This is a genomic window from Arcobacter sp. 15-2, from assembly GCF_047159865.1.
Lineage (GTDB): Bacteria > Campylobacterota > Campylobacteria > Campylobacterales > Arcobacteraceae > JAIOSF01.
In genome coordinates, this window is the sequence record NZ_AP038804.1 from 849,634 (window position 1) to 873,253 (window position 23,620).

Consider the following 23,620-nt stretch of genomic DNA (forward strand, 5'->3'; position numbering starts at 1 on the left):
CTTACAGAATTCAACTAAAGAAAAAACCTATAACTATTCCAAATCTCTTTTTGATAAACTCAAAAAAAACTAAGGCAGAAAATGGATACAGAAACTATGACAAAACAAGACAAGATAAAAGGTATCTTTTATTCTGCAATCGTAGGTGATGCTTTATGTTTAGGCTCACACTATGAATATGATGCAAAAAAAATATTCAAAGCTTATGGTGATAAAAACATAGAAAAGTTTATGTCACCTGGAGAGATGATGGGTGGTCAAACTCATGGTATCGGATGGGGAGAGAGAAACTATCATCCGGGGAAAAAAGCTGGTGGCACAACTGACTATGGTGACTATAACATTTTAGTTTTGGAACACTTAGCATCTTTGGCTGATAAAAATGAGATGTTTACATTAGAAAGTCTTATTCCACACTGGATGCACCGTTTTGAAAACAACTGGGGCTCGTGGATATGTACTATGACAAAAGAGACATACTCCCAACTCAAACAAAACATACCACTTTCACAAGTGGGTGGATTCTCTAACGCTATGGCGATACGACATCTAGCTTCTTATGCTTGTTTTGAAGATGAAGAATCTATAGCACACTTTTCAAGAGAAGTGATGTTTACACACAAAAATGCAGAAGCCTTAGATGGTGGAGAGTTTTTTGCTCGTGTTACATTTAAAGTCTTAAATGGAGTAGAGATAAAAGATGCTATCGAAGAAACAGCAGTACAAAGTAGTCAGTTCATCCAAGATAAAGTAAAAATTGCTTTTGATAAAGTGGTAGAAGAAGCTGATGAAAATTCATCTTTACATAAAGAACAATTTTCAGATGACCTAGCCCTAACATCTATGGCAAAACTTTGGGATGTAGGAAGAAGTGAGCCTATACGAGTAGGAAAAGCAAGTCCAACAGAAGGTACACTTCCAGGGTCACTTTATATCATCTTGAAATATTCACAACAAGAAGATGCCCTAAATAAAGCACTAGTAGCAAATGCTATGATAGGTGGGGACAATGCCTCAAGAGCTATAGCTGTAGGTATGGTACTAGGTGCTAAATATGGAATGAGTTCATTAAATCAAGAGTGGTTACACTCTTTAGAACAATATGATTATTGTGAAGAGTTGTTAAACAAACTGCCATTATTAAATCAAGAAAATAAACAATAAATACCCAAGGATACTCATGTCAAAAATAGGAATACTAGTAGCAAGTGCAAACAATAACAGAAAACTAGGTGATAAAATTCAAGAATTAGCAGAAGCTAAAGGTGTAGAAACAACAGTTATAAACCTAGTTGATTTAACTCTACCATTATATAGTACAGTTGAAGAGGAAAGAAATGGTCTACCAGAAGCTGCAAAAAAATTAGCAGAATCTATTTTAGCACTCAAAGCATTTATCATCGTTGCACCTGAATACAATGGTGTTATGCCACCAGTTTTAAACAACGCTATGGCTTGGACTTCAAGATCAACAGATAGCTGGAGAGATGCTTTTAATGAAAAAATCGTAGGACTAGCAACACACAGTGGTGGAGGTGGAGCAAAAGGTCTTCAAGCTATGAGAATCATGTATCAACACCTTGGGGCAAACATCTTAGCAAGAGAACTTTTAACAACATATGAAAAACCACTAAATGATGATAGTGCTAAAAAAATGATTGAGCAGTTAGTTAAGCTTTCTAAAGACTAAATCTTCATCAAGTGTAGATAAAATATATATTTATCTACACTTTCCTATTAAAAAATATGACTCTCACTCAATATATTTAACTTATTATTACCTCTATTTAAATATAAGGTACCGTTGTTCGTTCTATCATTGAGTATAAATCTTCAATATTTAATGCTCTATTTAGATAATTAGATCTCAAAGATTACATTTTCTATTGAATTATTACTACTTTCTTGAATTTTAATATTACACTACCATTCTCATAAGTATTTATAAAACAAAACGCATAATTTATTTTGTATTATAATACAACTATTAAGGAAAATATATAGCAAAAATGCTACAATCTATACATTAAATTTACTAAAAAGAATATATATGCCTAATAAATCAAATACAGATACTTTTACATGGGACTTTGATGTAAATGTATTTAAACTACTTGGAAGTCAGTTAATATCAGATAAATTTACTGCAATTATAGAACTTGTAAAAAATTCTTATGATGCAAATGCAACAGAAGTAAAAATTGATTTTATAGACTCTACCAATAAGCAAAATGGTAAAATTATCATTCAAGATAATGGTCATGGTATGAATAAAGATGACATTAAAAATAAATGGATGAAAATTGGTACAAATAGTAAAAGGAACAATAAATTATCACCCAAACCCTTTAACAGAATTTTACTAGGAGAAAAAGGCATTGGTCGTTTTGCAATTGAAAAACTTGCAAATAAAATTACACTTGAAAGTATTACTGACCCTTCAACAGTAATTCACAAATTAGAAATTGATTGGAATAAATATACTAAAGAAATTTCTAATATCAACCCATCTTTATTTACAAATATGTTAAATAACTATACTACTCCAAAGACAACAATTTCAGATATACATAAAAATGGAACAGCCCTTATTTTTGAAGACTTAAAAGAATCATGGACAACAACAGATATTAATAGATTAAAAAGAGAATTATCAAAACTAATTTCACCTTTTACAATCAAAATAAAATATAATGAATTTAAACTACTTGTTAAGGAAAAAGAATCAGATGTCTTATTTGATGTTAATGAATATGATAATTTAATAAATAATTCTCTTGACTATGCTTCTAAATTCTTTGAAATAAAATATAATGCTAAAACTAATAAACAAGAAGTATTAAGATTTAACGAAGAAAAAAAAGAGATAGAAACTTTAAAACAAGAAAGATGTGATTTTGGTCCTGTAAATTTAAAACTATATTGGTTTAATTCTCATGCAAAAAGAAATTTTAAAAAAGCATATGAGGGTAAACAATTTAAAATAGATGGGTTTAAAATTTATAGAGATGGAGTTTTGACAACTCCATTTGTTGAAATTGCTGCAACTAATGACAATGTAGATAAGTATAGAGATATCCTAGGTATTGATAAAAGACGATGGTCAAACTTTTTTGGGAAAATTAGTTCTCATGATTTTATTGGCTTTATAGAGATTAGTAAAGATCATAATAAGGAAATACGAGACTTAACCAATAGGCAAGATTTTGAGGATACATTACAATATAGAAATTTTAAAGAGTTTATAATAAAGCAACTTGTTCAAATAGAAAAAGTTTTAGAAAAAGAAAAAAAAGAAAAAAAAGAGCAAGAGAAAAATAACTTAGATAATGCATTAACCGATTTAAATAGTATTAAAACTAAACTATCAAGTTTAAAAAAATCTTCTCCTGAAATAGCCAAAGAGTTACATCCAGCACTAGAAATAGTAAAAGGTATTTCTACTACAATTAGAGAAAGTGTTCAAGAAATTAGAACATTAGAAAAGAATTTACAACATCAAGAGGATGTCTATTTTAGTTTAATGTCACTCCAAGAATATGCTGCAGATTTAGCACATATGGTTAAAAACTCAATAGATAAAATTATTGGCTTTTCAGAGTTTTTATATTATGAATTAAAAGATACAGAATATTATTCAAAAATGAAACTTATTCATGATGAATCAAAAAAACTAAATGAAGATGTTAACTACATGCTTGATTATGCTAAAGCAGGAGATAAACTTGTTAAGTTTGATGTATCTGTTCTTATTCATGATGTTTTTAATGCTTATGATTATAAATTTAATAAAAATAATATTTCTTTAGAAATTGTACGACCTGAAGAATTTATTATTGTTCATAATAAAACACTATTAAGAGATGTATTTAATAACCTAATCAATAATTCTATTAAGGCATTGGAAAATATAGATAGAGATAAAATCATAAAATATACTGCATATAAAGATAATAACAGCTATATAATACTTTTTTCAGACAATGGAGAAGGAATTTTAGAGAAACATAAAAAGCTGATTTTTGATAGATACTTTACTACAACAAAAGAACAGAAAGGTTCAGGAATTGGACTGTATATTGTTAGAAATAATTTAAAAACATTTAATGCAACGATTGAATTAATAGAAAGTGAATTTAAAAATATAGGCACAACTTTTAAAATTACAATACCCTTAAAGGAAAAAGATAATGATTAATATAATTATGTTAGATGATACTTATAAAAATGATGCCGATGATCAAAAAGAAGTTTGGGAACAAAAGTTTAAGAGAAATGGTATTTCATCAAATGTCACTATACATTATAGTCCTTATTTATTACTAGAAAATATATCAAAATTCAATCTTAACAGTATATTGATATTAGATTTAGATTTAGATATGGATGATATAAATGGAATAATAGTTTTACATAAGATTAGAAAAATGAATATACACATTCCTATTATAATATATTCAGCAAAGATTGAACCAGAGATGTATCAATCAATGGCAAAAGACAATGCTTTTACCTTTGTAAGAAAAGGAAATCAAGACGAATTAATTGAATCTATAAAAGATGCTTTTAATTTATTAGAAGATGCTATTCCATTAGAATTAAGTGAGGCAATAAATGAATATATTACTAGACACCCAGAAATAAAAGATTCAATTATATTGACTAAAGATAATCGAGAATTATCATTTGGAGAACTTGTATCTGAAATTAATTGTAATACTGAATTTGGTATAAGCTATCAAAAAGCTTTATATAAAATGAGTTTTGAAGATTTATTAAAACAAGAAAAAAAGCTATGAATGATATTTTTATTATTTCATATACTTGTAAAAGATTAGGTGATTATTTTTATTTATGTAATATAGACCTACAAGATTTTATTAAAACATTAGAGAACAAAATACAGATTCACTGTTCCCATCAATCATGTAAAAATGATCTCCTTCATAAAAGCTTATCTCAATATAGTGAAAATTATATTGTTACAATTTATGCTCACGGGAATAATGATAAAGTAGTTGACGAATTAAATAATGATCTAATAACATTAGATGATTCAAAAAAATTTTACAAGAATTCAATTGTTTATTCCACAGCATGTAAAACTGCCAACAATTTAGGTCTTTCACTTGTAAAAGAAGGGGGATGTAAATTGTTTTTTGGATATTCCGATTCATCCCATATATCTACACTTCATAAAGCTGATTTTGTAGAGATGGATAACTTTACATTAAAATTAATTTTATCTGAAAATACAACAGACAAAGATTATCTTAAAGCGAAAACTGAAGAATTTTTTCAAAAAAAACTACATGAATCAAGAATGCAAAACCCTATAATAGCACCTATGATAATGAATAATAAAGAATGTTTTCAAATTTATTGATTATCTAAAAACAAAATATTTTCAAAAATAACTTTTGCCAATAATGGTGGCACAGCATTACCAACTTGTTGTTGCTGATAACTTAATGGTCCTTCAAAAATAAAGTCATCTGGAAAACTTTGAAGTCGGGCTGCTTCTCTTAAAGATAGACCTCTATCTTCCGTAGGATGAATCAACATACTTTTTCTATAATTTGCAATTGTCACTGTAGGCTGATTTTCATCAAGTCTTTTATAAATACCACTGTGCATATTAACAGTACTGGAATAATTACTTAATAATTTTTTAGGTATATCTTGCCAATTTTTCCCTTGTCTTATGTACTTATATCTTTCAATAATATATTCTTTATTTTTAGATACAATATTTTGTAATGGTTTATCAGACTTTTTTCTCATAATTTCTAAATATGAATTAGTAATATTAGGTTTATAATCTCCACTTAGTAACTGTTCTCCATTTTTCAAAGAAGGTAAATCCGATATTGCATCTTTTACACTTACAACAGATTCTTTCTTTAAAGAATTAAAGTCAAACTTTTTCTTAAACCTATTTCCTATAATGAAGAATCTTTTTCTTTTTTGAGGTACACCAAAATCTGAAGCACATAGTACTCCTGAAGATGTTGTATAACCAAGGTTTTTTAAATTTGTTTCAACTTCTTTTGCAAACTCGCCATTATTAAAAGATTTAAAACCTACAACATTTTCAAATAGGAACCATTCTGGTTCTAAATCTTCTACGAATCTAATATATTCTTTAAACATCCAATTATTAGGATTATCAAGGTTTCTTGTTTTTGTATTAGCTATAGAAAAACCCTGACAAGGTGGTCCTCCAAATAAAATAAAAGGGTTTTTTTCAGTATAATCTAGAGGATTCACACTTTTAATATCTTTATTTAAAACTTTGGTTTTTTGATGATTTTTTTGATAAGTTGATGCAGCATGTTTACAATATTCGACAGCAAGTAAGGATTCAATACCAGCCATTTTTGCTCCAACACTTAATCCACCAGCACCACTAAAAATATCTACCGCAATTTTTTTCATTCGAACTTTCTTTATATATAAAATGATTTTTAAAAAGAATACTACCTTATTTATAGTAGAATATTACTTAATTCAAACAATTTAATCCTTACTCCACACTACTATAATGCAACTCTAAACCTTTAGAAGTAGTAACAAATCCATTTATATTGATCTTCCCTTCATGCACTAGGTTATGGTGTTTTTTACAAAGTGGTATGAGGTTAAATTTATGGTTTTGATTGATGTGACCTATGAAGCCTTTATCGTCTGCTTTTTGTTGCTCTTGGATATGATGTACATCATCTACTTTAGCGCCACATATCGCACATGAGGTTACATATAAGTCTTTGTTGTAGGTGCTTGTTTTCTTTTGTGACAATCTCTCTATCGTATCATAATCATCTGTAAGTCTTTTTCGTATGTCGTTGGCTACTTTTAAAAACTCTTTATCCATATGTAAAGATTTTGCAAACTCCAAACCATACATACTGCTACCACTTCCGTGTGATAGTTTTCTATTGAAGACTAGTTTATCATCTTCTTCGTTGTATAAAACGCTTAAGTGTAGGCAGATGATATTTTTCAACTTCGCAATCTCTTTAATCTCAGGTAACTGATGAAGATGTGTAGCAAATACAAAAATAGATTTTAGGCTTGCAAGTTTGAGTATTGCAGATGCTACGATACTTACTCCACTCATTGTTTCTGTACTATGACTTATCTCATCACCTAGAATTAAAGAGTTAGATGTCGCTCGATTAAATATATTTTTAAGCTCCAGCATCTCAACTGCAAATGAAGATAAACCTTTAGCGATGTTATCACTTCCAGATATTCGTGTAAATACCTCATCAAATAAACAAAATCGCATAGACTTTGCAGGAACATAAAATCCAGCTTGTGCCATGATCACTACGATTCCTATAGATTTCATGAGTGAACTTTTACCACTACTATTTATACCATATAGAAGCACTCCGTGCATTTTGTTATCGTTCATATTATCTGGTCGTGCATTTTGTATGATAAGGTTATCTTTTTGCTCTTTACTCGCCATATTAAGATCACCCAAAATGATGTCATTTGGTACATAGATACCATTTTGTTCAGTTGATTCGATAATTGGGTGTCGTAGATCAATCACCTCTATAAAATTTGTTTTTTGTTCATCTTTTTGTTTGATGATTTTAGGTGCCACATAGTTGTATTTTTTAGCTGTTTTTATATTTGAAACAGTCAAATCAATCTCCGCAATAAATGAAACCATCTCTTGAAGCATATTTGCAAATTTGTTTTCGTAGTATTCTACTTTTTCTTTAAATACAAGTTTATTGAGCTCTATTATTTTTTGTAGATTATGTACATATTTATCTGAAATAGTAGAGGTGAGTTTATTTGTGATTTTCACACTTGTTGTTTGCACTTTGATATTAAAATCTTTGAACAAATATAAATCATCATCAATGATAAGATGAGATTCCAAAAGCTCTTTTTTTATCGAACTATATCTATTTTTTGTAAGCCCTATAAAAAAGCCCTCTTTTCCTAAACGATTGATAGGTACAAGATTTTTGTCTTCACTTTTTAAAAATTTTAAAATATGGGTTCTAAAAATATCTAGCTGTTCTTCTAACTGTTCATTTTCTTTTAGTAGTGCATCTATTTTACTGTCTATACCTTGGGCTATGATATTTGAGTCAATATCTTTTAACATAAACTTTCCACAATTTGTCAAATCAAAAGTTTCATCTATGGTTTTGATAAATATCTCAATCTCTTCACTGCTACAAGGTGGTTTTACAAAGTTGTAACTCTCCATAAATGTAACCACCTCTTTAATACTTCCTAAAGAGTCATAGAGATAATTAAGTTCAAAAGGGTGTAGACGGTTTAGTTTGATTCTTCGTAAAAGTCTTTCTATATCATAAATATTACTTAAACTATTTTCTATAGGTGCATGGTAATCATACAGATCACTTGAAAGTTTATATCTTCTTAATAGCTCTTTTTCATCTTTTATAGGATGAGTAAGTCGCTCTTTTAAAAGTCTTTTTCCCATCGCTGTTGAAGTGTTGTTTATGAGTTTGAGTAGGTTTGGTTGATGGGGAGTTTCTAAAATATTTAACTGCTCTAAAGCGTTGTTTCCTAGATAGATATATTTACTCACATCTAGTTTAATAGGTGTTGAGAGTTTTTCAATAATTTTACTATCGTGCCCTATTACAAAATCTATAAGTATGGCTAAACTTTCACTTGCTAGTGCATAGCGTTCCATATTTAAGTGCTCTATGGGAGTCAGCAACGATTCTATTTGAAATACATTTTTAAACAGTTCATTTTGGTATGTAATTTTTGGTCGAATATGTGAGATATGAAATGTTTTATGAGAAAGTTCAAGATACTCACACACCTCTTTTTGGTCGATACTTTTATCTAAAAAAGTCACCACCACTTCACTTGTTTTGTGCATATTCATATAGTTAAACACCTCATCAAGTGCAAAACTAGGATCTTCACTTGTACCAAATACTTCATTGAAATAGCACTTTCCAGTTGTTACATCAATAGCACTGTATCCTACAAGGTAGTTACCTCTTACTTGGTCTATGGTGATTGATGTAATATTGTTCTCATCACTACTTACAGCAAAATCAAAGTTCGTACCTGGAGAGATAACCGCTTCTAAAACTCTTTTTACATTTGGTGGCAGTCCCACTTGCTTGATGATAGCTATTGTGTACTTTTGCTCTTGAATGATACGGTTGATATGTTTTTCAAAAGATACAGCTGGTACTCCTGCCATAAGAGGATTTGACTTATTGTTTTCCAAGATTGATTTGTTTTTTCTTGTGAGTTGTATATTTAATAGCTCTGCTATCTCTCTAGCTTTTCCTATTTGTTCTTCATCATTATTAACTTCATATACTTCAAAAAAAGTACCTATTTCCATTAGTACTATAGTATCTTTTCCGTATTTTTCTTCAAATAGTTGTTGGAGTTTAAAATAGTTTTGTGTTAATAGAAGCGATTTATCTTCTAGTATCTCTTGAACTTCTAATCTCATATTAACTATTGTGTTCTTTTAAATACATGTTGATTGCTCCCTCTATAAAGTAAAAATATCTAGATTATGTTTTTTATTATAACAAAATGATACTCATTTAGAGATTATCCAGATCAAACTGTACAGATATTTTTTTAAATAAACTATATCTTTTTTACTCTTTTTTTGTTGGTCTAAATTCTATCCCCCTCTCTCCCATCGTCCTCGATGGCAATGTACATTATATTTTTTCGATAAATAATACTTCAGTATCATCTTATATTAGTCTCGAAGTGGAGGTAGTTGCCACTTTTTATAATAAGCAAGCATTCTTATTGCAATTCCAAGAGCAAGTAAAAATATAGTATAAGAAATTGTATTTAGACCTATCATATACAAGAGATAATATGTTATTCCAACACCAAAACTTATAGTTCCATATAAGCCCGTTCTCATAAACCATGGCACTTCATTTAATAGTATATCTCTTAAAATTCCACCACCAACACCGTTGCAAAACGCTACAATAGCAACTCCAAAGACATTGAATCCAACTTCTATAGCTATAATAGCACCAACAATCGAAAAGCATATAAAATCAATTGCATCAGCAAAAATAAAAATAAACTTTTTTTCTAATTGTTCTGACTTTTTATACACCTTAAAAAATCTAGAAATAAATAAAACTACAATTACAATAATTACAGGCATATAATGAGTAAAAGAATATACTTCTCTACCAACAAGAAGATCTCTTATGATTCCACCACCTAATGCTGTTAAAAAAGCAGCAATAAATAATCCAAGCCAATCACAACCTTTTTTTACTGCAAACAAAAAGCCACTAAGTGCAGCAGATGCAATTCCAATATATTCAATAAATAATATAATATCCATTTTTCCTACTTTTTTAAAAGCAGCATTCTATACTTTGTATCCATAAAAAAGAATAAAATTTTGAATTTCACAATTTAATCTTTAACAAAATTAAAGAAGTAAATTAGATATTCTATTGTATTGTATTTTATGTTTTGGTTATGTTATACTCCTGAATAAGACAAAACTTATCCTATTTAAATAACGGAGGTTAAAATGAGTGATAATGAACATATAGATAAAATTATATCAGATGATTATAAACTTGGATTTGAGACACTTATAGAGAGTGATACTTTTCCAGTAGGTTTAAATGAAGATGTAATAAAAGCTATATCACAAAAAAAAGATGAACCAGAGTGGTTACTAGAATTTAGACTAAAAGCATACGCAAAATGGCTTACAAAAGAAGAGCCAAACTGGGCACATCTTAACTATCCAAAGATAGACTACCAAAATATAGCATACTATTCTGCTCCTAAAAAAGCACTCGATTCATTAGATGAAGTTGACCCTAAAATTTTAGAAACATATGAAAAATTAGGTATTCCTTTAGAGGAGCAAAAGATGTTAGCTGGTGTTGCTGTTGATGCTGTATTTGATAGTGTGAGTGTAAAAACTACATTTCATAAAGAGCTTGAAGATTTAGGTATCATTTTCATGAGTATTAGTGAAGCTGCACATAAACATCCAGAACTTTTAAAAAAATATTTAGCTAGTGTAGTGCCTATAAATGATAACTACTTTGCCTGTTTAAACAGTGCTGTTTTTACAGATGGTTCTTTTGTATATATTCCAAAAGGTGTGAGATGTCCTATGGAGCTTTCAACATACTTTAGAATAAATGCGCAAAATACAGGACAGTTTGAGAGAACTATTATTATAGCTGACGAAGATAGTTATGTATCATACAATGAGGGGTGTTCAGCTCCATCAAGAGATGAAAACCAACTTCACGCTGCTGTTGTAGAGCTAGTAACTTTGGATAATGCAGAGATAAAATACTCTACTATCCAAAACTGGTTTCCAGGAGATGAAGATGGTAAGGGTAGTATCTATAACTTTGTAACGAAAAGAGGTCTATGTAAAGGGGTAAACTCTAAAATCTCTTGGACACAAGTAGAAACTGGTTCACTGATTACTTGGAAATATCCAAGCTGTATCTTAAAAGGCGATGGTAGTACTGGGGAATTTTACTCAGTAGCCATCTCTAGTAAAGCCCAACAAGCAGACACTGGAACAAAAATGATACACTTAGGTAATAATACAAAATCAACTATTATCTCAAAAGGTATTTCTGCTATGAAAGGGAAAAACTCATACAGGGGGCTTGTAAAAATAGCTAAAAATGCGAAAAATACAAGAAACTTTTCTCAGTGTGATTCTCTTCTTATAGGAAATAGATGTTCAGCGAATACTTATCCTTATCATGAGATCAAAAATAGAACAGCTCAAGTAGAACATGAGGCAACCACTTCAAAAATATCTGATGACCAGTTGTTTTATTTAAGACAAAGAGGAATAGATGAAGAAAATGCCGTTTCATTAATTGTAAATGGTTTTTGTAAAGAGGTATTAAATAATCTTCCTATGGAGTTCGCAGTAGAGGCAAAGGCCTTACTAGATGTAACTTTAGAGGGAAGCGTAGGTTAAAGGAAAAAAGATGTTAAAAATAGAAAATTTAAATGTAGAGATAAATGGTAAAAAAATATTAAAAGATTTTAATATTGATATTAAAGATGGAGAGATTCATGCACTTATGGGTGTAAATGGAGCTGGTAAATCAACTTTAGTAAAAGCTATAAGTGGTCACTATGATACAGATATCACATCTGGAACTATCACATATAAAGATAAAGATATCACAGAATTATCTCCTGATAAAATAGCAAATGAAGGGGTATTTTTAAGTTTCCAAACACCTGTAGAAGTAGCAGGAGTAAACAATAGTTACTTTTTAAAAACAGCAGTAAATGCAAAAAAAGTTTACAACAAAGAGGAAGAACTAGACTCAATGGAGTTTATGAAACTATTAAAAACGAAACTAAAAGAATATAATCTTGATAATTCACTTTTAAAAAGAGGTTTAAATGAAGGTTTTTCTGGTGGGGAGAAAAAGAAAAATGAGTTACTACAACTACTTTTATTAAATCCTGATTTAATTATGTTGGATGAGATAGATTCTGGACTTGATGTAGATGCTATTAAAAGTGTAGCAGAAGTGATCAATGGAATGCTAAAAGAAGATGCTTCAAAATCACTTCTTATGATTACACATTATGATAGATTGATGGAGCTTATTAAACCTGACTTTGTACATATTTTAAAAGATGGTAAAATTGTTAAAACTGGTGATTATTCTCTTGCGTTAGAACTTGATGAAAAAGGTTTCGCGAACTTAGGACTTGAAGATGAAAAAGCCTGAACCAATAAATAGTATAAATAAAGTAGAAACTTTAACAAATACATATAAATACATAAATAATAACACAACGATTTATGAAGTACAAGAAAATGAAGTGCTTACTATAATTGATCTTATTGATACAGATTATGAATTTATAAGAGAATTAAAAGTAAATGACAATGCAACGCTAAACTATATTAAAATAGGAAAAAGCAAAAATAGTTCTAGTATCAAATATATAAATAATATAGGTAAAAATGCAACTTTAAATATTGCGTTCTTTGAAAGTGAAAATTCTAAAAATACAGTAGAAACAAAACTTACAAATAGTAATTCAAGTCTTAATATAGATGCACTTATAGATTTAAAAGATGATGCAAAAGTAGAATATAATGTACTTACCAATCATCAAAATAAAAGTTTTAGTGATATAAAATTTAGAAATCTTTTAGGTGATAAAAGTTCAGCCAAATTAAATATGTTTTCAATCGTGGAAGAAACAGCTAGTTTTTCTAAAGCATTTCAAAATTCTCAAACAATTTTGCTAAGTGATGATAGTTTTATAAGCGTTACTCCCCACTTAGAAATTTTAATAGATGAACTAGAAGCGAGCCATGGTGCAACTTGTGGAGATTTAGATAAAGATAGTATCTACTATTTACAAAGTCGAGGTATCAGTGAAGATGATGCAAAAAAAATAGTACTTGATGCGATTCGAGATGAAGTTGTAGCAAGTGTAAAAAATGAACAGTTAAGTGAGTATATCAAAGGATTACTATGAGTTATAAAAAGTTTTTTCCATATTTCCAAAACAGTACAATGACCTATTTAGACAATGGGGCAACTACTCAAAAACCTCAAAGTGTTATTGATAGTGAGATAGAGTACTATACTCACTATTGTGCCAACACACATAGAAGCAATTTTGGTGATGCCAATAAAGCAACTATTGAGTTTGAAAATACGAGAAAACATTTACAACAATTTATCAATGCAAAAGATTCTAGCGAAATCATATTTACAAAAGGGGTAACTGAATCTATTAACTTCATTGCAAACTCATTTGCAAAAGATTTTAAGACAGTTATCATCTCTTCTCTTGAACACCATGCAAATATTGTCCCGTGGCATATGCAAAATAGAACTCTAGGAGAGGGATTAGAAGTAGTAGGATATAAAGAAAATTTCGCTTTTGATTTTGAAGAGTTTGAATCACTTCTACAAAAAAATCCAAATAGTTTTGTATCTGTAACACATATCTCAAATGTATTTGGAACAATAAATGATATCAAAAAAATCTGTACCCTTGCACATAAATACGACTCTTATGTGATGATTGATGGTGCTCAAAGTTTAGCTCATACAAAAATTGATGTTCAAGATATTGATTGTGATTTTTTTACGGTTTCAGGTCATAAAACATTTGCCCCAACTGGTGTGGGTGCTATTTATATAAAACAAGAATTACAAGATAAAATTGCCCCATACCAAACAGGAGGAGCAACAATTAAATCTGTTACATATGAAAAATCAGAACTCCTACCTAGTCCATATAGATATGAGGCTGGAACTCAAAACATAGCTGGGGTGATTGGTTTTGCTAAAGCTTTACAGCTTATTGATACTATTGGTTATGAAACTATCGAAAAACAAGAGCACACACTCTATGAATATCTTCACAATGAGTTAGAGAAGATTGAAGAAGTTGTACTTTATAATACTACAAAAGATTCAGTAGGAAGTAAAAGTTTTAACATCAAAGGACTTTTACATGATGATGTGGGAATACTTTTAGATAAACAAAAAATAGCCATCAGAGTTGGTCACCATTGTGCGATGCCAATTATGGAGAAGCTACACTTAAAAGGTACCATTCGAGCTTCATTGGCTTTTTATAATGAGATTGAAGATATTGATAAGTTTATAACAGCACTTAAAAAAGCTATTTCGATGTTAAAGGATTAAAAAATGGAAACGATACAACAAACAATACACACTATCAAAGATGATTTAGATTTTTTTGATGATGAGTTACAAAAATATGAATATATTATCGATTTAGGAAAAAAGTTAGAACCCATAGAAGAGAGTCAAAAATCTGAAGAAAACTTAGTACAAGGGTGTACTTCTCAAGTATGGCTAGTGCCACATATAGAAAATGATATTTTAGAATTAAGTGGTACAAGTGATGCCGTTATTGTAAAAGGATTAGTATATATTGTTTTACAAATATTTAATCATAGAACACTAAATGAGATAAATGAGTTTGACTTAAATATTTTAAACGAACTAGGACTAGGGGAAATCATCACTCCAAATAGACAAAGTGGTGTACAAGGTATGATAAAAAAAATAGTAGAGGTAGCAAAAAATGGGAATATTTAATAAAGAAGAGATAAAAGAAAAAATAATTGAAGAGAAACTAAAAAAGGTTTTTGATCCTGAAATCCCTATAAATATTTATGATTTAGGACTTATATATAAAGTGGAACTTGAAGAGAAAGACAACTATCTCTTTGTAAAAATTGAGATGACTTTAACAAGTCCAGCCTGTCCAGTAGCAGAGTCACTTTTGGGACAAGTAAAATCATATGTAGAAGCAGTAGATGAAGTAGATGAGTGTACTGTTGATTTAGTTTTTGATCCACAATGGGACAAAACACTCATAAGCGAAGAGGGAAATCTCGAACTTATGTTATCTGGGATAAATCTATAAAATTTTATCCCAGACTAAAAGATAACTATCTTTAATCTGAGATTTTAAAACTCTAAACTTCTGTAAATTTGTAGCCAGCTTTTGAGAGTTCAGACCGAATACTTTCTTGGTGTTCTTCCCCTTTTGTTTCAAGAGCAATTGTTACATTTGCATCGCCAAAAGCTAAGGCTACAGAATTTCGATCAAAATCGATTTGGATAATATTTGCACTAATTTGTTCAAATATATTTGTAAGCGTCTTTAAACTTCCTGGTTTATCTATAAGAGTAACCACTAAATTCATTTTTCGAGCTGATTTTACCAAACCTTTTTGAATAATTTGCGCTAACATAGTTACATCAATATTTCCACCACTTAATGGTAAAACTATTTTCTTACCATTCATATCGATCTTATTATGCATCACAGCAGCAACTCCAGTTGCCCCTGCCCCCTCAACTACGAGCTTATGTTGCTCTAACAAAAATAAAATAGCAGCTGCTATTTCTGTATCATCTACTTCAATAACCTCATCAACTAAATCTAACACATAATCTAACATTTTAGGAGTTACATCTCGTACGGCAATTCCATCTGCAATTGTTCTTACAGATTTTGAATTAAGTTGTTTTTTTGACTCAAATGAGTTTTTCATAGCTTTTGCACCACTTGCAACTACACCTATAACTTTTACACTAGGTTTAATATGTTTAATAGCAGTTGCCATTCCAGAGATAAGTCCACCACCACCAATAGGTACAATAACGACATCAATATTATCAATATTTTCTAGTATCTCTAAAGCCAATGTTCCTTGACCAGCAATCACATCATCATCTGCAAAAGGATGCACAAATATCTTATGCTCTTTAGTAACCAAATCTTGAGCATATTGGTACGCTTCATCATAATTGCTACCATGTAAAACGACATTTGCACCATATCTTTTTACACCGTTTACTTTTAAAAGTGGTGTCGCTTCTGGCATTACAATTGTTGCATCACACTTAAAATGTTTTGCACTAAAAGCTAAACCTTGAGCATGATTTCCAGCACTAGCTGCAACAACACCTCTATCTCTTTCTTCTTTAGAAAGTTTAGCAATTTTATTAAATGCTCCACGAAGTTTAAAACTTCCAGTTAATTGTAAATTTTCTTTTTTCAAATAGATATCAGCTTGGGCATTTTTACTCAATATTGGAGCGTATGCTATAGGTGTATCTGTTATGATTCCGTTTAATCTTTGTTTTGCTTCTTGTATATCTTGTATATTTATCATAAGTGGATTATATACAAATATTGTTTAATTAGAACAAATATCATAGTATTAATTTTGCTAAAAACTTGTATAATGGCGTTTAAAATTAAATATATTCATAAGGTAAGTAAAAATGGCTCGATGGAGAGATACAAAAAAAGGCAATATCAAACAAAAGCACAAAACATCAGAAAAAAATACAAACTCTATTCCAAATCAGTCAGCATCTGCACTTTTTAGACTTAAAGCTTTTATTACTGATATGTTTATGATTATGATGCCTATTATGTACATCACTACTTATATTATTTTAGATGGAAAAGATTCTTTTCAAGGAAATGAATTTGCACACTGGATCACTATGGCACTTTATGGAGCTATTACAATTACTTTTTGGGTAAAAAAAGGTCAAACTCCAGGATTTAAGGCGTATGATTTAGTTCTTGTTGATGACAAAAACAAACAAACTTTAAGTGTGATCCACGCTACTTTAAGATATGTTATGTTTATCATCAGTGCAATAAGTATTATTGGCGTTATTTTACCATTTTTTAGAAAAGACAATAAAACATTTCAAGACTTAGTAATGGGAACTTCTGTCATCATACAAGAACGAAAAACAAACTAAATTTATGCTATTTGTTAAACTCTCTGCATTTTATTTTTTTTATTTTGCAGCAGTTGGTGTTTATGTTATGTTCTTACCAAAAGTCCTTTTGGATATTGGGTATAGTACAACTGATATTGGTATAGTATTAGCACTCGCGCCTTTAATGAGGTTTTTAACACCATTTTGATTTCTCAAACATATAAAACTCGATCAAAAACTTTTTAAATTTATTTTACTTTTATCTGTATTAAGTGCTTTATTGTTTTATATCACCATAAATTCATTTTATCTATTTATGATGAACAATGCTATTTTGGGAGTTTGCTTGAGTTTACTTTTACCTTATATTGAACTTATAGCCATAAAGGAACTCAAAAATAAATACGGAAAATCTAGACTCTTCGGTTCGCTTGGATTTATGCTAGTTGGTTTGGTACTTGCAAAATATTTAACTATACCAGAAATCGCATTACACTATTACTTAGTTGCTACAGTCGTAACTGCAATATTTGCATTCAGTTTACTTAAATACGATGATATTTCACTCGAAGCAAATAAAGATGATGAGAAGTTTTCACTTCTAAAATATTGGCCATTATGGTTAAGTTTATTTTTGATGCAGGTGAGTTTTGGTGGTTTTTATAACTTTTTTACTATATATGAAACATCTTATGGTATTAGTTTAGAGATGACAAGTTACCTTTGGGCTTTTGGTGTTATTTGTGAAGTATTGATTTTTTATTATCAAGCACCACTTTTACAAAAAAATCTTTTGTTTATGATACAAATTTCAATTTTAATTACATCTATTCGATGGTTTTTATTGTTCTTATACCCTGAGTCATTAACTGTGTCATTTTTTACACAAAGTTTACATGCTTTTAGTTTTGGGTTGTACCATAGTGCTGTTATTTTATATCTTTACAAACTATACTCAAATAAAAAATTAGCACAACAATTTATGCTAGGTATTGCTTATGGATTAGGTGGGTTTATGGGAGCTTTAATAGCAGGTCAATTTTACGGAGAATATCTCTTTTTATATTCTTCGCTCATAGCACTAGTCTCTTATTTTAGTTTATTTTATATGAAGAATAAGTTATAATAACCCATAAAGATTTAGAAAAAAGGAATTTTATATGTTAGAAATAGGAAGTCAAGCTCCAGCATTTTGTATACCAAATCAAGATGAAGTTGAGATATGTTTACGAGACTTAAAAGGCAAATGGATTGTATTATACTTTTATCCAAGAGATAACACTCCCGGATGTACTACACAAGCTTGTGACTTTACAGAGGCACTTCCACAGTTTGAAAACTTAGATGCAGTTATTTTAGGAGTGAGTCCTGATACACCAAAAAAACATCAAAACTTTATTGCAAAATACAATCTAGATATTACACTACTTGCAGATACAGATAAGTCAACTTGTGAAGCATACGGAGTGTGGCAACTTAAAAAGTTTATGGGTCGAGAGAGTATGGGAGTTGTTAGATCAACATTCATAATCAATCCAGAGGGAAATATAGCTGCTATTTATGATAAAGTATCAGTAAGAAAGAAAACAAAAAAACAAGGTGTTACAACAGAAGTTTTACATGTTGATTTAGTAAGAGAAAAGTTACAAAGATTACAAACTATTTAGTTTGTAATCTTTTTCTTTTTTTGTTATCTAAGTAACTTATTAATAAAATTAAACCTACTCCAATATTGATAATAACATCAGCAAAATTAAACACAGCAAACTCAAACCCACAATGCCAGTAGATATAATCAACTACTCCACCATGAATAAATCTGTCAAAAATATTACTCACTCCTCCCGCTAAAATTAAAGCAGCAGGAATATGATAAAGACTAAAAATCTCTTTATTGAAAATAAGATATACAATGGCACTTAACATTATACCTATTTGAATATATTTTAAATTTTCTGCTAAAAAAGCGAACATTGAGAAAGCCACACCATAATTATATACCAAAATTAAAGAGATACACTCCCCTTTTTGTTCAAAACCATTTACAAAAAGAAATTTTATATACTGATCTATTAAAAATAGACTCACAAAAAGTACAATTGCAATAGTAAGTTTTTTTAACATAGATTACTTTTAATAAAATTTTGTAACTCTTCCATAGACTCTTGAACAATCAATTGATCTTTCCCTTCCAATAGAAGTCTGATTTTATTTTCCGTTCCAGAATATCTAATGAGATCTCGTAATCCTAAAGATCGAAACTTTTGGAGTAAGTCATCAAGCCCTTTAATATTTTCTAATGGTGTTTTCTCTTCTACCATTAAATTTTTAAGGATTTGAGGATATAACTCAAAAGGATTTAACACTTCACTAGCTTTCTTTCCACTACATAAAATCATTGCAATTACTTGCAATGCAGATGCTAATCCATCTCCAGTTTTAGCAACATCAGAAAAAATAATATGACCACTTTGCTCACCACCAAAGTTAATTTTTTCATTTTTCATAATCTCTAAAACATATTTATCACCAACATTAGAACGGTGAAGTTTTATACCGTTAGCTTCGAGATAATCTTCTAATGCTTTGTTACTCATCACAGTAGTCACACAACCTTCACCTTGTAGTAGATTATGATTCTTAAGATATACAGCCATCGCACCGATAAGTTTATCCCCATCAATAACATCACCATTTTCATCAACAACAACAAGTCTATCAGCATCACCATCAAGTGCAATACCTATATCAGCTCTATATTCAGAAACAAGTTTACCAAGGGCTTTTGGATGTAATGCTCCACACCCTTCATTGATATTAAAACCATCTGGTTTATCATTTACAACAATTACATCCGCACCTAGCTCTTCAAAAATTGTAGGACCAACTTTATAAGCAGCTCCATTTGCACAGTCTAAAACAATTCTCATATCATTTAGTGTTAACTCTTTTGGAAAAGAACTTTTAATCGAAACAATATATCGTCCGATTACATCATCAATTCTTTTTGCTTTTCCTATCTCTCTACCTGTGCATTGAGAAGAGATAAGCAAGTCTTTATTAAAAAAAATATTTTCTATCTCTTTTTCAATTGCATTACTTAGTTTATCCCCATGACAATCAAAAAACTTCACACCATTATCTTCAAATGGATTATGTGAAGCACTTAGCATGATACCAGCATCACATCTCATTGATTCTGTTAGATATGCAATAGCAGGCGTTGGCATTGGTCCTATTTGGATAACATCATACCCTACACTAGTAAATCCACTTACAAGTGCATTTTCAATCATATAACCACTTCTTCTAGTATCTTTACCTAAAAGAATTCGTTTTGTTTTGGAGTGTTTTCTAAAGTATATTCCAGCTGCTTGAGCTAATTGAAGTGCAGTAATAGCATCTAAAAAAGTACCAGCTTTCCCTCTTACTCCATCTGTTCCAAATAGTTTCATCTTATACTGTCCCCTGCTCAAATTGTGCTCTGAGTTTTTCTTTATCTTTTGCTCTTTTTTCCTTTTTAGCTTCATTTTCTCTATAATTTGAAATAGAAAATTTAAGTTGTACTAAAAATGATGCGGCAATAAATATAGAACTATAAGTACCTACAATAATACCAACAAGTAAGGTAAAGCTAAATCCATTGATAATTTCACCTCCAAACACATATAGCGTTAATACAACAAAAAATGTTGTTAAAGAAGTAAGTGTTGTCCGACTTAAGGTATTTGAAACTGATTGATTTACAACATTATCCAAATCATTTTCTTTTGAAGTATTTACACCTTCTCTAATTCTATCAAATACAATAATTGTATCATTGAGAGAGTATCCCAAAATAGTAAGAATAGCAGCTAAAATATCTAAATTGAAATCAATCTTAAATAATACTATAGCCCCTAAAGCAATAGATATATCATGAATCAGTGCTAAAATAGAAGCTACTGCAAATCTCCACTCAAATCTAAATGATACATAAACTAATATGATCAATAAAGACAAACTTAGTGCAGCTATACCTTTTTCTTGTAAAGCATTACCAACTTTTGGTCCAACCATATCCACTCTTCTAATTTCATAATTACCTGTAGGTTGTAAAGTTATTCGTAAATCATCTCCAATATCCTTACCTAAAGTTGATGAAGTAGTTGGAATTTTGATAATCACCTCTTCCTCTGAACCAAATTCTGTAACACTCGCTTTTTCAAACCGCACATCTTTAGCAAGAATATCTCTAATCTCTTTAATTGGTGCAGCTTTGTTGTATTGAACCTGAACTAGCGTTCCTCCTGAGAAATCGATTCCTAAATTTAAACCTTTTGTAAAAAGTAAAATTAATGAAGCAACAACAAGAAGAGATGAAAAAGCTAAAAATGGTAATCTTTTACCCATAAAATTATATGATTTATTTGATTTAAATATTTCCATTAGTTAACTCCAAACCATTTTTTTAAGTTTTTATCTTTTGTAATTTTATTTTTTAAAGCTTCGTATATACCGTGAGTTCCTAAAATTGCAGTGATCATTGAAGCCAAAATACCTATACTAATCGTAACAGCAAAACCTTTAATCGGTCCTGTTCCATATACATATAAGATAACAGCAACTAAAAGTGTTGTTATATTCGCATCCAAAATTGCACTCATCGCATTTTTATATCCATCTTCTATTGCTTTATGAACACTTTTCCCTTGTTTAAGTAGTTCTCTAATTCTTTCATTTATAATAACATTTGCATCAACAGCCATACCAACTGTTAAAACAATACCTGCCATACCTGGTAAAGTAAGAGTTGCTCCAAACATTGCCATAACTGCTATGATGATAAAAAGGTTTGTCACTAAAGCAATATTTGAAATTATTCCAGCTAAACCATAATAAATAATCATAAATACAACAACAAGCAAAAAACCTGAAATCAGTGCAAACATTGAAGCATTGATACTATCAGCACCCAAACTTGGACCAACACTCCTTTTTTCAAGCATTATTACAGGTGCTGGTAATGCACCACTTCGTAAAGCAATTGCAACATTTCCAGCCTCGTTTACAGTAAAGTTTCCAGAGATTTGTCCACTTCCTCCACCTATTCTTTCCCGAATATTTGGAGCAGAAAATACTTTTCCATCTAAAACTACAGCCAATCTTTTTCCAATGCTTCTAGCAGTAAAATCACCAAAAACTTTTGCACCAAATGTACTTAAAGTAAAATTGATAATAGGTTGGTTTGATTGTTGATCAAATGCAACTTTAGCATCAACAACTTCAGAACCCGTCAAAATAGGAATTTGTTTTACTAAGTATTTAATTTGAGGATCATTTGTATCTTCTAAAATTAAATTTCCCATCTCTTTAGCTTCTTCATCTGATAGATTATAAACTTGGTCAGACTTAAGTTCATCAACTTCCATAAGTTCTAAGTTTGCAGGTTTTGCAATAAGTTCCCTTGCTCTTTGTTCCTCTTGTGGAGTCTTAATTCCCGGAAGCTCAACAACAATATCATTTTGACCTTGTCTTGTTACAGAGGGTTCCGCTAAACCAAATTGATCTAGTCTATTTCTAATTGTTTCAACAGCTTGACCAACTGCCATATCTTTAACAATTTCAGTTTCAACAGGAGTTAAAGAGATTGAATAAACTAAATTTGAACTTTTGTTGATTTCTAGCCCTTGAATCTCTGCTAACATAGTATCAATTTTTGTAGATTCTGAATCATCAAGAAGCAAAAAACTCATTTGTTCTTCTTCAATTGTGATGTCTTCTATAAGAATATCTTCATTATCTGTAAAATACTTTACTGTTGCTGCTATCGATTTGATTTTACCTTCAACAGCTTTTTGTGTTTCAACACCTAAAAGCATATGAAGTCCACCTTGTAAGTCAAGGCCTAAAGATATTTTTTTACCGTCGTCTGTTTGTAAAAAAGATGGTATAGAAAAAAATATACCAAATATTGTAACTAGTGAAAAGATCACTAGTCTGTAGTTTAAAAATTGCAAGATGCTTTCCTTTTGAAGATTTCTAGATTATGCGTCTTCCCATTTACTTGCAATGTAATTTCTCGCAACTCTTAATGTAGTACCATCAACATTCTTTACTGTTAAAAAAGTCTCTTCAACTTTTGTAATCTCTACAATAAGCCCACCGTTAGTAACAATTTTGTCACCTTTATCTAAAGCTTCAAGCATTGCTTTATGTTCTTTTTGTTGTTTTTGTTGTGGTCTGATAATCAGAAAATAAAATATCGCAAATAATACGACAAGTGGCATAAGTGAACTTAATAATTCGTTGTTCATGTTTGTAATCCTTTAGATGTTTTAATTTTGCATTAT

General features: G+C 30.0%; 22 protein-coding genes and 1 pseudogene. 14 read left to right on the forward strand and 9 right to left on the reverse strand.

All coding sequences use genetic code 11. The annotated features are described in order from the left end of the window. Positions 1 to 81 precede the first annotated feature (81 nt). The 5 genes from ACMCMH_RS04545 to ACMCMH_RS04565 all read left to right on the forward strand — a co-directional run bounded on the left by ACMCMH_RS04545 (position 82) and on the right by ACMCMH_RS04565 (position 5,386). Positions 82 to 1,164 carry an ADP-ribosylglycohydrolase family protein gene (locus ACMCMH_RS04545; protein ID WP_412727537.1) on the forward strand — a complete coding sequence of 361 codons (1,083 nt, stop codon included), beginning with the start codon at positions 82 to 84 and terminating at the stop codon, positions 1,162 to 1,164. Between the two features lie 16 nt (positions 1,165 to 1,180). Continuing rightward, on the forward strand, positions 1,181 to 1,690 hold the full coding sequence (locus ACMCMH_RS04550) for an NADPH-dependent FMN reductase (protein ID WP_412727539.1): 510 nt from the start codon (positions 1,181 to 1,183) through the stop codon (positions 1,688 to 1,690). A gap of 360 nt (positions 1,691 to 2,050) precedes the next feature. Then, positions 2,051 to 4,198, forward strand: coding sequence for an ATP-binding protein (locus ACMCMH_RS04555; protein ID WP_412727541.1), 2,148 nt, complete (start codon positions 2,051 to 2,053; stop codon positions 4,196 to 4,198). Continuing rightward, positions 4,191 to 4,799: a response regulator gene (locus tag ACMCMH_RS04560; RefSeq protein WP_412727543.1), complete on the forward strand. Its 609-nt coding sequence runs from the start codon at positions 4,191 to 4,193 to the stop codon at positions 4,797 to 4,799. Before ACMCMH_RS04555 ends, ACMCMH_RS04560 begins: the two co-directional genes overlap by 8 nt. Beyond that, the gene (locus ACMCMH_RS04565) at positions 4,796 to 5,386 is read left to right on the forward strand and encodes a hypothetical protein (RefSeq protein ID WP_412727545.1); all 591 of its coding nucleotides are present in this window, start codon (positions 4,796 to 4,798) and stop codon (positions 5,384 to 5,386) included. The genes ACMCMH_RS04560 and ACMCMH_RS04565 overlap by 4 nt, the downstream gene beginning before the upstream one ends. Here ACMCMH_RS04565 and ACMCMH_RS04570 read toward each other — a convergent pair. The 3 genes from ACMCMH_RS04570 to ACMCMH_RS04580 all read right to left on the reverse strand — a co-directional run bounded on the left by ACMCMH_RS04570 (position 5,380) and on the right by ACMCMH_RS04580 (position 10,360). Further along, entirely contained in the window at positions 5,380 to 6,438 is a 1,059-nt protein-coding gene (locus ACMCMH_RS04570) for a DNA cytosine methyltransferase (RefSeq protein ID WP_412727547.1), read from the reverse strand. The two genes, ACMCMH_RS04565 and ACMCMH_RS04570, sit on opposite strands and share 7 nt — an antisense overlap. Positions 6,439 to 6,526: 88 nt before the next feature. Then, the gene (locus ACMCMH_RS04575; protein WP_412727549.1) at positions 6,527 to 9,484 is read right to left on the reverse strand and encodes a MutS-related protein; all 2,958 of its coding nucleotides are present in this window, start codon (positions 9,482 to 9,484) and stop codon (positions 6,527 to 6,529) included. A gap of 261 nt (positions 9,485 to 9,745) precedes the next feature. Then, complete coding sequence (locus ACMCMH_RS04580; RefSeq protein WP_412727551.1) at positions 9,746 to 10,360, reverse strand: trimeric intracellular cation channel family protein; 615 nt, start codon at positions 10,358 to 10,360, stop codon at positions 9,746 to 9,748. Positions 10,361 to 10,555: 195 nt separating this feature from the next. Here ACMCMH_RS04580 and sufB point away from each other — a divergent pair, with 195 nt between their 5' ends. From sufB to ACMCMH_RS04610, 6 genes are read left to right on the forward strand one after another with little or no spacing between them, the layout of a single operon-like run. Next, the gene (gene sufB / locus ACMCMH_RS04585; protein ID WP_412727553.1) at positions 10,556 to 11,992 is read left to right on the forward strand and encodes a Fe-S cluster assembly protein SufB; all 1,437 of its coding nucleotides are present in this window, start codon (positions 10,556 to 10,558) and stop codon (positions 11,990 to 11,992) included. Positions 11,993 to 12,002: 10 nt separating this feature from the next. Then, positions 12,003 to 12,764 carry a Fe-S cluster assembly ATPase SufC gene (sufC, locus tag ACMCMH_RS04590; protein WP_412727555.1) on the forward strand — a complete coding sequence of 254 codons (762 nt, stop codon included), beginning with the start codon at positions 12,003 to 12,005 and terminating at the stop codon, positions 12,762 to 12,764. Beyond that, complete coding sequence (locus tag ACMCMH_RS04595) at positions 12,751 to 13,527, forward strand: SufB/SufD family protein (RefSeq protein WP_412727557.1); 777 nt, start codon at positions 12,751 to 12,753, stop codon at positions 13,525 to 13,527. The genes sufC and ACMCMH_RS04595 overlap by 14 nt, the downstream gene beginning before the upstream one ends. After that, entirely contained in the window at positions 13,524 to 14,711 is a 1,188-nt protein-coding gene (locus tag ACMCMH_RS04600) for an aminotransferase class V-fold PLP-dependent enzyme (RefSeq protein WP_412727559.1), read from the forward strand. Before ACMCMH_RS04595 ends, ACMCMH_RS04600 begins: the two co-directional genes overlap by 4 nt. 3 nt (positions 14,712 to 14,714) lie before the next feature. Beyond that, positions 14,715 to 15,131, forward strand: a complete 417-nt coding sequence (locus ACMCMH_RS04605; protein WP_412727561.1) for a SufE family protein — start codon at positions 14,715 to 14,717, stop codon at positions 15,129 to 15,131. Further along, positions 15,118 to 15,462 carry a metal-sulfur cluster assembly factor gene (locus tag ACMCMH_RS04610; RefSeq protein WP_412727563.1) on the forward strand — a complete coding sequence of 115 codons (345 nt, stop codon included), beginning with the start codon at positions 15,118 to 15,120 and terminating at the stop codon, positions 15,460 to 15,462. Before ACMCMH_RS04605 ends, ACMCMH_RS04610 begins: the two co-directional genes overlap by 14 nt. A 52-nt stretch (positions 15,463 to 15,514) precedes the next feature. On the opposite strand, the gene ilvA is transcribed toward ACMCMH_RS04610, so the two are convergent. Further along, the gene (gene ilvA, locus ACMCMH_RS04615) at positions 15,515 to 16,720 is read right to left on the reverse strand and encodes a threonine ammonia-lyase (RefSeq protein WP_412727565.1); all 1,206 of its coding nucleotides are present in this window, start codon (positions 16,718 to 16,720) and stop codon (positions 15,515 to 15,517) included. A 112-nt stretch (positions 16,721 to 16,832) separates the two neighbouring features. On the opposite strand from ilvA, the gene ACMCMH_RS04620 reads away from it, so the two are divergent. From ACMCMH_RS04620 to bcp, 3 genes and pseudogenes are all read left to right on the forward strand, one after another. Then, positions 16,833 to 17,327, forward strand: a complete 495-nt coding sequence (locus tag ACMCMH_RS04620) for an RDD family protein (RefSeq protein WP_412727567.1) — start codon at positions 16,833 to 16,835, stop codon at positions 17,325 to 17,327. 67 nt (positions 17,328 to 17,394) lie between these two features. Continuing rightward, positions 17,395 to 18,414: pseudogene (locus ACMCMH_RS04625) on the forward strand (MFS transporter). A gap of 34 nt (positions 18,415 to 18,448) precedes the next feature. Next, entirely contained in the window at positions 18,449 to 18,955 is a 507-nt protein-coding gene (gene bcp, locus ACMCMH_RS04630) for a thioredoxin-dependent thiol peroxidase (RefSeq protein ID WP_412727569.1), read from the forward strand. Here bcp and lspA read toward each other — a convergent pair. From lspA to yajC, 5 genes are read right to left on the reverse strand one after another with little or no spacing between them, the layout of a single operon-like run. Next, on the reverse strand, positions 18,948 to 19,412 hold the full coding sequence (gene lspA / locus ACMCMH_RS04635) for a signal peptidase II (RefSeq protein WP_412727571.1): 465 nt from the start codon (positions 19,410 to 19,412) through the stop codon (positions 18,948 to 18,950). The two genes, bcp and lspA, sit on opposite strands and share 8 nt — an antisense overlap. Then, on the reverse strand, positions 19,406 to 20,743 hold the full coding sequence (glmM, locus tag ACMCMH_RS04640; protein WP_412727573.1) for a phosphoglucosamine mutase: 1,338 nt from the start codon (positions 20,741 to 20,743) through the stop codon (positions 19,406 to 19,408). Before glmM ends, lspA begins: the two co-directional genes overlap by 7 nt. A gap of 1 nt (position 20,744) precedes the next feature. After that, positions 20,745 to 21,716: a protein translocase subunit SecF gene (secF, locus tag ACMCMH_RS04645; protein ID WP_412727575.1), complete on the reverse strand. Its 972-nt coding sequence runs from the start codon at positions 21,714 to 21,716 to the stop codon at positions 20,745 to 20,747. Then, positions 21,716 to 23,287 carry a protein translocase subunit SecD gene (gene secD, locus ACMCMH_RS04650; RefSeq protein ID WP_412727577.1) on the reverse strand — a complete coding sequence of 524 codons (1,572 nt, stop codon included), beginning with the start codon at positions 23,285 to 23,287 and terminating at the stop codon, positions 21,716 to 21,718. The genes secF and secD overlap by 1 nt, the downstream gene beginning before the upstream one ends. 27 nt (positions 23,288 to 23,314) lie before the next feature. Then, positions 23,315 to 23,584 (reverse strand): preprotein translocase subunit YajC, encoded by a 270-nt coding sequence (gene yajC / locus ACMCMH_RS04655; protein ID WP_412727579.1) that lies wholly within the window; start codon positions 23,582 to 23,584, stop codon positions 23,315 to 23,317. Positions 23,585 to 23,620: the final 36 nt, after the last annotated feature.